We start from the raw sequence: 13279 nt of genomic DNA on the forward strand, positions 1-13279 counted from the left end.
TTTTATACGAGGTGTATAAATTGTTAACGTTAAGGCTGGCAAACGAAATTGTAGAGCAAACAATGCTTCGATTAAAGCGTAATGTAAATGTGATGAACATTGACGGTATTATATTGGCTTCCGGTGATAAGGAACGGGTGGAAAAGTTTCACGAAGGTGCAAAGTATGTAGCGGAAACGAAGAAAACACTCATAATTTCAGATGACAATCTACATGAATTCCCCCAAACAAAACATGGGATTAATTTGCCGATCTTCTTTCAGGAGGAAATCGTTTGTATTATTGGAATTACCGGTGTGGTCGATGAGGAGCTGCTAAATATTTCTTCACTAGTTCAGCTAACAGCAGAAGTTTTAGTTCATCAGGCGCTTATCGAATCTAAAAGCGAGTGGCAGCGGAAAATGAGTGTACATATTTTTGAAGAACTGACTAGCGGTACATCCATTAATCGTGTTATAAAAGAACGGATAAAAAAACTGGCTATTCCTTTTATTGCTCCATATTGCATCATATTATTGAAGGCCGAGCAAAAGACTGGTTCCCACCGGACACTTATTCAATATATCGAGGATTTCTTTTATAACAAACCCGTCATATTTGGACATTTTCAGTTGGACGAATATTTTATATTAACGACTGAAATGGATCAGCCTACTCTCGTTAAATTAGTAGAAGCTTTTAATACATATATTAAAAGCAAATTCAGTATAAAGATTGCTGTCGGTGAACAAGCAGATACTCTCGAACGTTTACCGCATTCCTATAGAACAGCACAACTCGCTTTAAGACATCACAATACCGGATCGAAAGTAATTTACCATAAGGAAGTTGAAGTTTTCACGCTGTTTAATCCGGAGGCTGCCCAGCACTACAGTATAAAAACACTAAATGGGCTGGATGATAAATTATTAATTACTTTGCAAAGTTTTTTTAATAATAATAAATCCTTTTCAGCAACTGCCGATGAACTGCAAATACACCGACATACATTAACTTACCGGCTATCTCAAATTAGAGAGCACACGAATTTGAATCCTACGGAGTTTCACGATGCACTAAAACTTCAAATCGCCCTATGGCACCGTGAAGGACTAAATCAATAAAAAGTTTGGACATAAAAAAAGCTATTTTCCTCTAAAGAAAAATAGCTTTTTGCTGAGCGTTAAAATTGATTTCCATCAAGGGAAGCTTTCCACGGGTACACCTTAAAAAACAGGTGATTTAGCTTGCTTTTTACTTTCCTTTGCAAGCTGTCTTTTTTGGAATGATGCGTTTAGTAATCCGCCAAGGATGAGAATCATTCCTGTGAAATAGAGCCAAAGCATTAATATAATGACCCCGCCGATACTTCCGTATGTTGAGCTGTAATTTCCGAAATTGTTAATATAGAATGAGAATCCGTAAGTTAATACAAGCCAGCCCAATGTCGCAAATACAGCTCCTGGAATAACACTAAACATCGTTAATCGCGGGTCGGTATTCGGAACAATCCAATACATGATTGAGATTACGATGAAAATAAGTGTTGGCGGCATAATCCAGCGCACAAAGGTCCAAATGGTTGTGAATGATTCCTCTACACCAAAATAGCCGAAAACGATATTACCGATTTGCTGACCAAACACCGGGAATAACAGGGCGATTAAAATAACTGCCACTAATGCAACTGTAAAAACAAGTGACCATAAACGGTTTAAAAACCCTGCTCTGCCTTCAACATCGTACGCACGGTTTAATGCTTTCATCAGTGCATCAACACCTCTTGAGGCAGACCAGAGCGTACCAATAATACCGATTGAAAGCAGTCCGCCGTTTTGATTGTTTAAAACATCAGCTAGCGTAGTTTCAATCAGTCCATATACTTCGTCAGGCATTACATCACTTAAAAAGTCGAATATTTGCCCTTGTTCCAAATTTAAATACGGTAAAAGCGTTACCATAAAAATAAGCATCGGGAAAAATGATAACAGGAAAAAATAGGCCAGCTGTGCCCCCATGCCTGACATGTCCACATTCTTAATTCGATAAATTAAATCCTGGATGAACCCTTTTGTCGTCAATACATTTATTTGGCTGCGCTCGGGCGAAACATATGATTTAACTAGTGAGATCTTTTCTTTTAGTTCTTCTTTTTCTTCCATGCTGCCACCACCTGTTCACATTATGTTGATTCAGTGGATATCATGGACATCCGGTTACCCGATTTGATCATCCTTTTTCGAGAAAGCCTGAATCGTTTCAGAAACCATACTTTGAATTGTAGCTGGTAACTCTTTAATATCATTTTGATTTTGCATAATTGTTTGGACACCATTATTAACTGTTCCATACAATGATTGCGCTTGTTCCATTTTTGTTTCTACCAATGCCATTAATTCATCGCGGTTTTCGGAATAATACGCTACTGTATCCTTCGCTTTTTTGGCTGTTTCAACAGTATGCTCTCTAGTTTGTTTATCCAACATACTAATTGCTGCTCCAGTTACAGCTCCAATCGCTATAAAAGGTAATAGTTTACTTTTCATTAATTTTTCTCCTCCTATATATGCTTTCGTATTCCCCTAATAATTTTTCATAAAACTTCTCTATTTGTATTTTAACGAATGTTCGATATTATTAAAAGTATTCAGTAAACTTTAACCTGTTGACAATATGATGGTTGCATGAAATGATATTTTTGTAAACATTGAAAGGTAGGGCACACAAATTATGGACTTATCAAATCCGTCGCAGCAAAATGTCGTCTATATGATTGAGCAGATTAAAGAAAAACTTCGTATGGTAAATGTTGATGCTATGCAGTCTTCTTCATTTGACGAAGAAAAATACGAAGATCTACAATATTTATATGAAATGGTTATGAAACGCGATTCATTCAGCCCAAGTGAAATGAATGCCATCGTAGCAGAACTAGGCGCCCTTCGTAAATAACCTCAGCTGTATAATGTGAAAAAGAAGCTTATCGATTCATTCGACAAGCTTCTTTTTTTCATTTCCTATTCCCCAGGAAATAATAATTATTTATTTAATTCGACAGCAATTTTTGCGCCTACACGAGCATTATGTTTTACAAGGGCAATATTTGCATCAAGTGATTTGCCTTCTGTCAGTTCTTTCACTTTACCTAGTAGGAATGGCGTTACATTTTTACCAGCGATACCTTGTTCTTTTGCTTCATTTAATGCATTTTCAATAATTCCGTCGATTACACTTGATTCCATAGCATCTTCTACTGGAATTGGGTTAGCGATCAATGCACCGCCACGTAGACCTAAATCCCATTTTGCGCGTAAAATTGCGGCAGTTTCTTCTGCAGTATCAACACGGATATTTACATCGAATTCACTTTCACGTGCGTAGAATGCAGGCAATTTATCTGTTCCGTAACCGATTACCGGTACACCTTTTGTTTCAAGGTATTCCAATGTTAAGCCGATATCTAAAATTGATTTTGCACCTGCACATACTACAGCAACATTTGTCATTGCCAGCTCTTCCAAGTCTGCAGAAATATCCATTGTTGTTTCGGCACCACGGTGAACTCCACCAATACCGCCTGTTACGAATAATTCAATGCCAGCAAGCTCAGCACAGATCATTGTTGCTGCTACAGTCGTTGCACCGATTTTTTTTGTTGCAAGTAAATAGCCGATATCACGACGGCTTGTTTTTGCTACACCTTGAGCATTACCGAACATTTCTAATTCTTCATCAGATAAACCGATTTTAATTTTTCCATCGATTAATGCGATTGTTGCCGGCACTGCACCGCCATCACGAATGATTTGTTCCACTTCGCGAGCTGTTTGTACATTTTGTGGATACGGCATACCGTGTGAAATAATTGTTGATTCCAATGCGACGATCGGTAAGCCTTTCTCTTTAGCTTCTAATACCTCTTGTGAATATGATAAATATTGTTCCATTATAAATTCCTCCATTCAAGTAAGTTATCTTTTGTTAAATCTTCACGAACTGTTTTATCTGATTGTAAAGTTTTCGATGCATTTACCAACCCGAGCTGGATTGCCTCTTCAAGCACCTCATCGTTTAATACACCGTGTAAAAATGCACTGACAAATGCGTCCCCGGCACCGGTAACATCTACTATGTTTCTCGTTGCAATGGCCTTGTAATGTACTACCTTGCCTTCATTACCTACCATAACTCCGTGCTCGCCTAAAGTGAGCACAACATGTTCCGCTCCTTTTTGCATCAACATATTAACAGCCTTGTCATAATGGCTGAATGTATCCAGCTTCACATTTAAATAGCTTTCCGCTTCATCACGGTTGCAAATAAAGTAGCGTATACCGGTCAGATCTTGCGGCATATGCTTCATTTTAGGTGAAGAAACAGGGATAACCGCCAATGCGATATTACGCTCTATTGCAAATTTCCTAATATATTCTACTGTCTCCAGCGGACTGTTTAAATCGATGACAATACAGCTGGCATTTTGTAATATTGCTTCGTGCTTCTTTAGAATACTCGGCAACAGCTGATCATAAATCTCCATATTTGCCATTGATATTACGAGTTCGCCCGTATTATCAAGTACTGCTGTATAGGAACCTGTATTATAATCGCTTAATTTCTCTACTAAATCCACATTCATCATACTTTTACAATTTTGTTCAATAAATGCACTATCATGATCTTCACCCATTACAGTAATAAGGGAAACACGGTTGCCTAAACGTCCTAAGTTTTCTGCGATATTACGGGCTACACCGCCTACAGATTCTGTAACCGCAGCAGGATTGGAAGTCCCCAGCTGGACATTTTGCTCAATAGTGAATTTACGATCGATATTGGCACCACCAATTGCAATGATTTGATTTTTTTCCGGCAAAACATAGGCACGTCCTAAAATTTCTCCACGTTTTATGAGCGATGAAATCATGTTGGCAAGCGCCGGCCTGGACATACCAAGTTGTTCTGCCATTTCCTGTTGTGATAAGTAGGGATTTCTTTTTATTAATTGAAAAATTAATTTTTCCTTTTCATTCAACTTTATCACCTCGAATCAAACATTTGTTTATAATTATAAACTTTTGTTTGATGAATGTCAAATTAACATTAATTTTTTCATTCCAAGTAGTATGGAAGTACTTTCTTCTATTATGAGTTATGAATCAACAAAAAAGCTGTTCAGAAGGTTTACCCTTCCAAACAGCTTTCTCATTATTCAACGATTATATCGCCATTTTCTGCTATACGCGGCTGTACGAGCACTTCAACACGACGGTTTTTAGCTCTGCCTTCTGCTGTATCATTTGTAGCAATCGGCTGGAATTCTCCAAAGCCTTTAACACTGAAGTATTTGGAATCCAGTCTTTCATTGCCCGAAACAATTTCCTTCATGAAGTTTACCGCACGCATAACCGACAGATCCCAGTTAGAATCAAATTCCGGTGTCTTAATCGGTACATTATCTGTATGACCTGTAATAACAATATTACGCGGTGGATCAAACATTAATAATTGAGCAAGCTCATCGGCAATTGTATTGTATTCCGCCTTTACATCCGCTCGCCCCATATCAAATAAAATACTGTCCCGGATTGTAATCAATAATCCTTCATCTGTCATTTTCGTTTCAAACTGGTCTTCGAGCTCATTAATCGCAATAAACTCGTCCACACGGTTTTGCGTTTCATGGAGGCGTTCCTGATCCTCCATATATTTGGATATTCCTGTTGGTGGCGTACTATCCGGTGATTGAATAATGGCTGGGTTATCCATTACTCCTGTACCACCAGTAAAAATATTATTAAATACTGCTGACATTTGCTCTAATTTCTGCTCATCCACAGAGCTTGATGCAAATAGTACGATAAATAATGCTAATAACAGAGTTAAAATATCTGCATAAGGTACTAACCAGGACTCGTCAATATGCTCCTCATGCTTTTTATGTCTTTTACGCTTCTTTGCCAAGGCCACCCGCCCCGCTTTCGGTAATTTGCTTACGTTCTTCCATCGTTAAATATGAAGCCAGTTTCTGCTCGATTACACGAGGTGCTTCACCTTCAAGTACGGATAAAATTCCTTCAATCATCATCATCTTTTGCTTCACTTCTACAGCAGACTTACGTTTTAGCTTGTTGGCAAACGGATGCCATAAAACGTAACCTGTGAAAATCCCCAATAATGTTGCCACAAAGGCCGCTGAAATGGCATGTCCTAATTTATCAATATCAGTCATATCTTTCAGGGCAGCGATAAGACCGACTACGGCACCCAATACCCCTAATGTCGGTGCATATGTACCTGCTTGCGAGAAAATACCTGCTCCACTTGCATGGCGATCTTCAAGCGCTTCAACTTCCTCTGTTAACACATCGCGAATATAGTCAGCGTTTTGACCATCAATCGCTAATGTCAGACCATTTTTTAAAAACGGATCTTCAATCTCAGCCGCTTTACTTTCTAACGCCAATAGTCCTTCACGACGAGCTAAGTCAGCCCATTGCGAAAACATTTTGATCAAGTCGATATCACTTGCGAGTTTTGTTTCAGAAAATAAGATTTTGAACAGCTTTGGAACTCTTTTTAGTTCCTTCATCGGGAAAGCGATTGTTACTGCAGCAATCGTACCGAAAATAATAATTAAAATCGCAGCAGGGTTTATTAACACTTCCGGTGTAACGCCCTTTAAGAACATCCCTACTAACAGGGCGATAAAGGCGATGATAATCCCAACAACTGATGATATATCCATATGTAGTACCTCCAAATTACGATGTCTTTTCTTTATTTCGGTATATTTAAATTTTTATTAACTTCCTTTACACTAGTTATAAGAAGATTTTTTTGTTTTTGACACATTATTGTTCTTTTCTAAGCTGGAATATGACTATTATTGTGTTGGAAATTAACTAATTTTTAAGATAATTATTGGAGGAATGAATCAATGAATTCTATGTTTGAAGCAAATTTAACGAAATACGCAGAACTGGCAGTAAAAATCGGTGTCAATATTCAGCCGAATCAATATTTGTATATTGCGGCTTCCATCGAATCGGCACCTTTTGTACAGGCAGTGACAAAAATCGCTTATGAAGTTGGAGCAAAACAAGTATTTGTAGATTATACAGATGATCAAATTACACGTGCTCGATATGAGTTGGCACCGGAAGATTCTTTCGATTTCTTCCCTCCTTGGAAAGTGCAGGAACGTGAATGGCTTGCTGAACAAGGTGCGGCATTTATGAGCATCGTATCCCAAAGTCCGGATTTACTGTCAGGGATTGATTCAAAACGAATTGCAGCATTCCAGAAAGCTTCTGGTACTGCATTGAACAAGTACCGTCAATATGTTCAGTCAGACAAAATCAGCTGGACGGTAATCGCTGCTCCATCAAAACAATGGGCTAGCAAAGTATTCCCTGAGTTACCGGAAGAAAAGCAAGCAGATGCATTATGGGATGCCATCTTTAAAGCGACACGTGCGGATCTGGACAACCCGGTTGAAGCTTGGGCACAGCATAATGATAACCTGCATGAAAAGGTTGATTACTTAAACAATAAAAACTATGCGAAATTACATTATACAGCTCCCGGGACGGACTTGACGATCGAACTGCCTAAAGGTCATTTATGGTGTGGTGCAGGCAGTGTCAATGAAAAAGGCGATGAGTTCATGGCAAATATGCCAACTGAAGAAGTTTTCACAGTACCGCATAAAGATGGTGTAAACGGGTATGTGACTAGTACAAAGCCATTAAGCTATGGCGGTAATATTATCGACAACTTCAAACTTACATTTGAAAACGGGCGCATTGTTAAAGTTGAGGCCGAGCAAGGTGAAGAAGTGTTAAAAAATCTTGTTGCTACAGATGAAGGCTCGCATTATTTAGGAGAAGTGGCGCTTGTTCCATTCCATTCTCCAATTTCACAGTCGAATATTTTATTCTACAATACATTATTCGATGAAAACGCATCAAACCACTTGGCAATCGGCAGTGCCTATGCATTTTGTATTGAAGGCGGAAAGACAATGTCACGTGACGAGTTAAAAGCTAACGGTCTAAACGAAAGCATTACACATGTTGACTTCATGATCGGTTCTGAACAGATGAATATTGATGGAATTACAGCAGACGGACAAGCTGAACCAGTTTTCCGTAATGGAAACTGGGCATTTTAACAGCTGTTTCAGTATTATTGCCAAATAATTAATTTTCAAGATGTCGTCATATTTACAATTTTTTCTACATTAACTAACTAAATTCCCCTACAATGTTCCAATTTATTAGGTTATAATTGGTTAATGATTGTTATCACTAAAATAGAGAGGAGTTTTTATAATGTTCGATCACCATTATCCGTTCTTATCTGACTTCTATACGATAGTGTTAGGGTTTACGGTAATACTTCTTGTATTCTTATTTATGTTTATTATGTACTTACGTATTGGTTTACAATCACACGACTCTGTTATAGTAGATTCAAAGGCAAACACATTTGCACCGAACGAAAAATCATTGGATGGTCACCATCATCATTAATATTTTTACAACCACTCTATTGAGTGGTTGTTTTTTTGATAGCGGATTTTTGCGATACTTCTCTCTTTTTAGTAGAAATTTATCCTTAATAGTGCGCATTTATTTGAATTATCTAAAAAATAATTTAAAATATAAAAGAATCGAAAGGGGTTTGAAGAACAAATGTCTGCATTACAAACAATTTTAGAGTTTAACGGAAAATTCGTAGATGAAAAACAATACGAGCAGTACGCTACAACAAAATATCCTGATAAAAAAATTGTTGTTTTAACATGTATGGATACGCGTTTAGTTGAATTACTGCCTAAAGCAATGAACTTGCGCAACGGGGATGTCAAAGTTGTAAAAAGTGCAGGAGCAATCGTAAATCACCCATTCGGCGGGATTATGCGTAGTTTACTTGTAGCAGTTTATGAGTTACAGGCGGATGAAGTATACATTATCGGCCACTACGACTGCGGGATGAGTGCAGTTGATCCGAATGTCATGATTGGTCATATGCTTGAACGCGGGGTTAAACAGGAAACGATCGACGTTATCAATTACGCTCGTTTTGATTTAAAAGAATGGTTATGCGGTTTTGGGGATGTTGAAACAAGTGTACTAAAAAGTGTTGACTTAGTCAGAACACATCCATTAATGCCAAAAGGTGTTCCGGTACATGGTCTTATTATCGACCCTGCAACAGGAAAGCTGGATTTAGTTACTGACGGCACAGTCGATCAAAAATAAATAATAAACAATAAGCGGGAGTACTCATCAACCGAATGAATGAGTACTCCCGCTTTTTTATGATATAGTTCCTCTGTATTCCCGCTGCAAAATAGCGTACATATAATGGTCGACCCATTTTCCGTTTATATATAACAGCTCCCGCAATAACCCTTCTCTTGTAAATCCGGACTTTTCCAATACACGAATGGAAGCTGAATTTGGTGGTGCAACATAGGCCTCTATTCTGTGAAGATTTAATGTGTTAAAAGCGAAATCCATCACTATACGTACCGCCTCAGTGACAATCCCCCTGCCTGTGAAATTCTCATCCATCGAATAGCCGATAAAACCGCTCGAGTACGGTAAACGTTTAATTGAATAAAGTGAAATGTGTCCGATTAACTGACCAGTCGCATTATAAAAAATGCCGAAAGAAAACTCTCGGTTTGACTGCAGCAAATGAATGCTTTCTAAAATTTTATTATACTGTACTTGTTCAGTGTAAAATTCATCACGATGTAATGGCTCAAATTCGGACCAATACAATTTATTGTCTCTTAATAATTTTGCCAACCCTTTCGCATCCGACGGGGTAAATGTGCGAAGCGAACATTGTTGCCCAATTAGTCGAACCATTGGACCCTCCTTCTTGTGAAATAGCTTGAATAAGCTTTTCATTGAACCACCTTCATTTCATTTCAAAAGCTTGCCTACTGTTTTTTCAACTTCTTCTTTTTGGATTTTACAGGCTTTGGCTTTATATCTATAGATTCCGTTTTTTCTTTGTCTGTTGTTTTTTTATTACCCTTTTCGAAAATGTTTGTAAGTTTCATGCCCCGTTTTACAATTTCTTTTTCGATATGGGCAACTGTTTCTTTTAGTACTTGAACACGCGCGTAGTTTTTATTGTTCCCTGGTATTAAGTGCCAAGGCGCATTTTCCGAATCGGTTTTCTCAAACATTTCATCGGCTGCCTCACAATATAAATCAAATTTCTCACGGTTCCGCCAATCTTCATCCGTTAATTTCCATGACTTATATGGATCGGCTGCTCTTTCATTAAATCGTTTAAGCTGTTCATCCGAATCGATATGAATCCAAAATTTAATCATTATATAATCTTCATCTGTCAATTGCTTCTCAAAGCTATTGATTTCTTCATAAGCACGTTTCCATTCCGCTTCTTCCGCGAAGCCTTCGATACGCTCCACAAGGACCCGCCCATACCACGAACGGTCGAAAATCGCGATTTGTCCATGCTGCGGCAACTTTCTCCAGAAACGTTGCATATAATGATACCGCATCTCATGAGGCTGCGGGGCCGAAATCGGCCATACCAATAACCCGCGCGGATCGATACGTTCCGTCAGGCGCTTGATCGCTCCCCCTTTGCCTGCTGCATCCATTCCTTCAAATGCAATAATTAGGCCGATTTTATTGTTGAATAAAAATTGCTGGGCGTTTAGCATTTCGTATTGTAAAGCTTTCAATTGTTTCTTATAGATTTCCTTCTCCAGTTTTTGCGATAAATCCACATCTGTTAGCTTTTTCAAATAGCGCTGCCTCCCCTACTCCATTTATTTATGTATATTTTACTTGAAAGTATATGGAATTGGTAATTGTTGCAGTCATTTATTTGAATCATTTGATTATTTTATGTTTATACCTAGTTTTTATAGAACAAAAAAACGCGGGTGCACTGAGGGCTCCCACGTTTATAACTTAGTCTTCCAATGATGTTAAAATGATTGGTTTATCTTTTGTTACAATAATCGAGTGTTCGATTTGGGCAACTAATGATTTGTCCGGTGTAATGAATGTCCAGCCGTCACCTGATTCTACGATATGCTCAGCCTTCGCCGAAATAAACGGCTCTACTGCCAACACCATACCTTCTTTCATGATTGTTGTATCCCAAGCATCATAATAGTTCAATACATGGTTTGGCTCTTCGTGTAATGATTTCCCTAAACCATGACCTGTTAAGTTCATAATTACTGTTAAACCGTGATCACGTGCTTCACGCTCTACCGCTTTACCGATTTGGTTTAATTTCGAACCGGCTTTAACCTTTGTCATCGCACGATCAAATGCCGATTTTGCTACAGTACAAAGTTTTTCTTTATCTTCATAACCTTCACCAACGACAAATGAAATACCTGTATCTGCAAAATAACCGTTTAAAGAGCCCGAAACATCTATGTTTACAATATCGCCTTCTTTGATGACCTTGTTCCCTGGAATACCATGTGCAACTTCGTGATTTACTGAAATGCATGTATATCCCGGAAAATCATATTCGCCTTTAGGACCGGAAACCGCGCCTGCTTCTGCAAACATACGGCCTGCAATCTCATCTAATTCTTTCGTTGTCACGCCAGGTACTGTCGCAGCTTTCATCGCCTCACGAATTTCAGCGCAAACGCGTCCGATTTTTTTAAATGCCTGGATTTCTTCTTGAGTAGTAACAATCATGTGTAACTTCCTTCCTCTTAAACAATGTCTATCCTTAACTATAGCATACTTAAAATCGGTTGTAATTGTTCAAGGATTTTAAAATTTGCCGTTTTATTACTAATTTAGCACGACTTTCTACTATTTAAATGGAGAAAAAGCTTGCAGCGGGCGAAGTATCCCTTGCTGCAAGCCTTGTATTTTCTATATATTATGTTGTTTTTACTTTTTGAAGCAAACGAGGAGCAGATGTGAATAAAATAACTGCGATGATTGCCGTAAGTATAGTAGCAGGTACCATATAAGTACTGTTGTAAATAATTGAGTAGGCCCATACATTATCATCGCCCGCGTATTCTTTAAAGAATACGACACCTGCGAGCAAGTGTGAAACAAATCTTAAAGCTCCGCCTATAAGTGCACCAATGACAATATAAAGTGCCATTTTTACTTTATTGAGCGATTGTGTAGCCTCTAATAACGGCTTTCTCACAATTGCCGCTAACCCTACTACAGTAAAGGCAAGCCCGTAATCTAAAATTGCCTGTAACCAGTGGACAATGTACGCACCGAACATCATTTGCATGACGCCGATCAGCAAGCCAGTTGTCAGTCCCGCCGTTAATCCCCAACGGATGGCCATTAACATGATCGGTACCATAACAAAACTGATCGATCCGCCTTGTGCCCACATCTTAAAGGATACTTGATCCAATACCAGTCCGATGGCAGCAAATATTGCGATTTCCACCATCATTAATAATTTCTTTCTGTCCATAACAATTCCCCTTTCTTTTTATCCGATGTAACAAAAGTGAAGAGGGATAGAAAAAGTAAAAAAACGATAATCAGGACAAAAGCCTGACTATCGTTTGAACAGTCGGATTCTATCCACATCCCTACGCAAGTGCTAACTTACAGGTTCAAAGAGTCAGTGCAATCCCGTGCACAATCTCAGCCGACTTTCTCGGCACCCCTTGTGGTACATCTAATTTTTATTGTTTGAACATGCTCATTGTAACGAATATTTTTACAACTTTCAACAGCTATTATTTTGAAACGTACTAGAATTACATATAATAGATACGAAGGAGTGATGAATAGTGGATCAATCGAAAGGTTTAAGTGCATTAAGCTATTTAAGTTTTTATTTTGCACCGTTTATTTTACCGTTAATTATATTTATTGTTACGAAAGATGATGCCGTTAAAGGCCATTCTAAAAAAGCATTCATTTCTCAACTCATACCGATACTATTAGGAATTCTGTATATTATTTACCTTTTTACTTCCGTTCTTTCCTTGAATGATACGTTGACCTTAAGTTTCCAGGATTTTTTCTTTAGTTCGCATTTTATCGGATTTATTCTTTTAGTCGTTATTACGTTCATCCTGGCGATTTGGAATTTAGTTCTAGCGATTAAAGTTTTACGTTAATGTTTATGAAAGCTCCTATTTTGGGTATATTTTTTATACGAAATGTATTCGTTAAGGAGTGTTTACTAATGAAATTAAATAAGCTTATTAAAACAGCAATTAAATATGGACCAATCGTGTACCCAATCATAAAAAAAATGATGGACAACAAAAAATCAA

The 13279-nt window shown here is 38.0% G+C and carries 16 protein-coding genes and 1 riboswitch; of the genes, 6 read left to right on the plus strand and 10 right to left on the minus strand.

Going from position 1 to position 13279, the window contains the following annotated elements; translation table 11 throughout:
- Positions 1-11 precede the first annotated feature (11 nt).
- Positions 12-1103 carry a sugar diacid recognition domain-containing protein gene (locus MKY51_RS15305; RefSeq protein WP_339173624.1) on the plus strand — a complete coding sequence of 364 codons (1092 nt, stop codon included), beginning with the start codon at positions 12-14 and terminating at the stop codon, positions 1101-1103.
- A gap of 102 nt (positions 1104-1205) precedes the next feature.
- Here MKY51_RS15305 and MKY51_RS15310 read toward each other — a convergent pair whose 3' ends face one another.
- Positions 1206-2141, minus strand: coding sequence for a YihY/virulence factor BrkB family protein (locus MKY51_RS15310; RefSeq protein WP_339173626.1), 936 nt, complete (start codon positions 2139-2141; stop codon positions 1206-1208).
- Positions 2142-2195: 54 nt separating this feature from the next.
- On the minus strand, positions 2196-2525 hold the full coding sequence (locus MKY51_RS15315; protein ID WP_339173629.1) for a YtxH domain-containing protein: 330 nt from the start codon (positions 2523-2525) through the stop codon (positions 2196-2198).
- A gap of 184 nt (positions 2526-2709) precedes the next feature.
- On the opposite strand from MKY51_RS15315, the gene MKY51_RS15320 reads away from it, so the two are divergent.
- A complete protein-coding gene (locus MKY51_RS15320) occupies positions 2710-2931 on the plus strand; it encodes a DUF1128 domain-containing protein (protein WP_339173631.1) in 222 nt (73 codons plus the stop codon).
- Positions 2932-3017: 86 nt separating this feature from the next.
- On the opposite strand, the gene MKY51_RS15325 is transcribed toward MKY51_RS15320, so the two are convergent.
- From MKY51_RS15325 to motA, 4 genes are all read right to left on the minus strand, one after another.
- The gene (locus MKY51_RS15325) at positions 3018-3926 is read right to left on the minus strand and encodes a pseudouridine-5'-phosphate glycosidase (protein ID WP_339173634.1); all 909 of its coding nucleotides are present in this window, start codon (positions 3924-3926) and stop codon (positions 3018-3020) included.
- On the minus strand, positions 3926-5014 hold the full coding sequence (locus tag MKY51_RS15330; protein ID WP_339173637.1) for a carbohydrate kinase: 1089 nt from the start codon (positions 5012-5014) through the stop codon (positions 3926-3928). The genes MKY51_RS15325 and MKY51_RS15330 overlap by 1 nt, the downstream gene beginning before the upstream one ends.
- A gap of 173 nt (positions 5015-5187) precedes the next feature.
- Positions 5188-5943: a flagellar motor protein MotB gene (gene motB / locus MKY51_RS15335; protein WP_339173639.1), complete on the minus strand. Its 756-nt coding sequence runs from the start codon at positions 5941-5943 to the stop codon at positions 5188-5190.
- Positions 5927-6727: a flagellar motor stator protein MotA gene (gene motA / locus MKY51_RS15340; protein ID WP_339173640.1), complete on the minus strand. Its 801-nt coding sequence runs from the start codon at positions 6725-6727 to the stop codon at positions 5927-5929. Before motA ends, motB begins: the two co-directional genes overlap by 17 nt.
- 192 nt (positions 6728-6919) lie before the next feature.
- Between motA and MKY51_RS15345 the strand changes: the two genes are divergently transcribed.
- From MKY51_RS15345 to MKY51_RS15355, 3 genes are all read left to right on the plus strand, one after another.
- Positions 6920-8155: an aminopeptidase gene (locus MKY51_RS15345; protein WP_339173642.1), complete on the plus strand. Its 1236-nt coding sequence runs from the start codon at positions 6920-6922 to the stop codon at positions 8153-8155.
- A 160-nt stretch (positions 8156-8315) separates the two neighbouring features.
- Complete coding sequence (locus tag MKY51_RS15350; protein ID WP_339173645.1) at positions 8316-8516, plus strand: hypothetical protein; 201 nt, start codon at positions 8316-8318, stop codon at positions 8514-8516.
- A gap of 162 nt (positions 8517-8678) precedes the next feature.
- A complete protein-coding gene (locus tag MKY51_RS15355; protein WP_251690696.1) occupies positions 8679-9248 on the plus strand; it encodes a carbonic anhydrase in 570 nt (189 codons plus the stop codon).
- A 57-nt stretch (positions 9249-9305) separates the two neighbouring features.
- On the opposite strand, the gene MKY51_RS15360 is transcribed toward MKY51_RS15355, so the two are convergent.
- The 4 genes from MKY51_RS15360 to thiT form a co-directional block, all read right to left on the minus strand.
- The gene (locus MKY51_RS15360) at positions 9306-9866 is read right to left on the minus strand and encodes a GNAT family protein (RefSeq protein WP_339173650.1); all 561 of its coding nucleotides are present in this window, start codon (positions 9864-9866) and stop codon (positions 9306-9308) included.
- A 74-nt stretch (positions 9867-9940) separates the two neighbouring features.
- Entirely contained in the window at positions 9941-10783 is an 843-nt protein-coding gene (locus tag MKY51_RS15365) for a polyphosphate kinase (protein WP_339173653.1), read from the minus strand.
- 169 nt (positions 10784-10952) lie between these two features.
- Positions 10953-11705, minus strand: coding sequence for a type I methionyl aminopeptidase (gene map, locus MKY51_RS15370; protein ID WP_339173655.1), 753 nt, complete (start codon positions 11703-11705; stop codon positions 10953-10955).
- Between the two features lie 190 nt (positions 11706-11895).
- On the minus strand, positions 11896-12462 hold the full coding sequence (thiT, locus tag MKY51_RS15375) for an energy-coupled thiamine transporter ThiT (protein ID WP_339173658.1): 567 nt from the start codon (positions 12460-12462) through the stop codon (positions 11896-11898).
- A gap of 101 nt (positions 12463-12563) precedes the next feature.
- Positions 12564-12672, minus strand: a riboswitch (TPP riboswitch).
- A gap of 115 nt (positions 12673-12787) precedes the next feature.
- Here thiT and MKY51_RS15380 point away from each other — a divergent pair.
- On the plus strand, positions 12788-13120 hold the full coding sequence (locus MKY51_RS15380; protein WP_339173660.1) for a DUF4870 domain-containing protein: 333 nt from the start codon (positions 12788-12790) through the stop codon (positions 13118-13120).
- The last annotated feature ends 159 nt before the right edge of the window (positions 13121-13279 follow it).

The organism is Solibacillus sp. FSL R5-0691 (assembly GCF_037974225.1).
Classification (GTDB): domain Bacteria; phylum Bacillota; class Bacilli; order Bacillales_A; family Planococcaceae; genus Solibacillus.

Excerpts from the sequence above, each read along its gene's own strand:
- MKY51_RS15320 (WP_339173631.1), top strand. The coding sequence starts at position 2,710 with ATGGACTTATCAAATCCGTCGCAGCAAAATGTCGTCTATATGATTGAG.
- MKY51_RS15345 (WP_339173642.1), top strand. The coding sequence starts at position 6,920 with ATGAATTCTATGTTTGAAGCAAATTTAACGAAATACGCAGAACTGGCA.
- motA (WP_339173640.1), bottom strand. The coding sequence starts at position 6,727 with ATGGATATATCATCAGTTGTTGGGATTATCATCGCCTTTATCGCCCTG.
- MKY51_RS15315 (WP_339173629.1), bottom strand. The coding sequence starts at position 2,525 with ATGAAAAGTAAACTATTACCTTTTATAGCGATTGGAGCTGTAACTGGA.
- MKY51_RS15360 (WP_339173650.1), bottom strand. The coding sequence starts at position 9,866 with ATGGTTCGACTAATTGGGCAACAATGTTCGCTTCGCACATTTACCCCG.
- MKY51_RS15350 (WP_339173645.1), top strand. The coding sequence starts at position 8,316 with ATGTTCGATCACCATTATCCGTTCTTATCTGACTTCTATACGATAGTG.
- MKY51_RS15355 (WP_251690696.1), top strand. The coding sequence starts at position 8,679 with ATGTCTGCATTACAAACAATTTTAGAGTTTAACGGAAAATTCGTAGAT.
- map (WP_339173655.1), bottom strand. The coding sequence starts at position 11,705 with ATGATTGTTACTACTCAAGAAGAAATCCAGGCATTTAAAAAAATCGGA.
- thiT (WP_339173658.1), bottom strand. The coding sequence starts at position 12,462 with ATGGACAGAAAGAAATTATTAATGATGGTGGAAATCGCAATATTTGCT.
- MKY51_RS15325 (WP_339173634.1), bottom strand. The coding sequence starts at position 3,926 with ATGGAACAATATTTATCATATTCACAAGAGGTATTAGAAGCTAAAGAG.
- MKY51_RS15310 (WP_339173626.1), bottom strand. The coding sequence starts at position 2,141 with ATGGAAGAAAAAGAAGAACTAAAAGAAAAGATCTCACTAGTTAAATCA.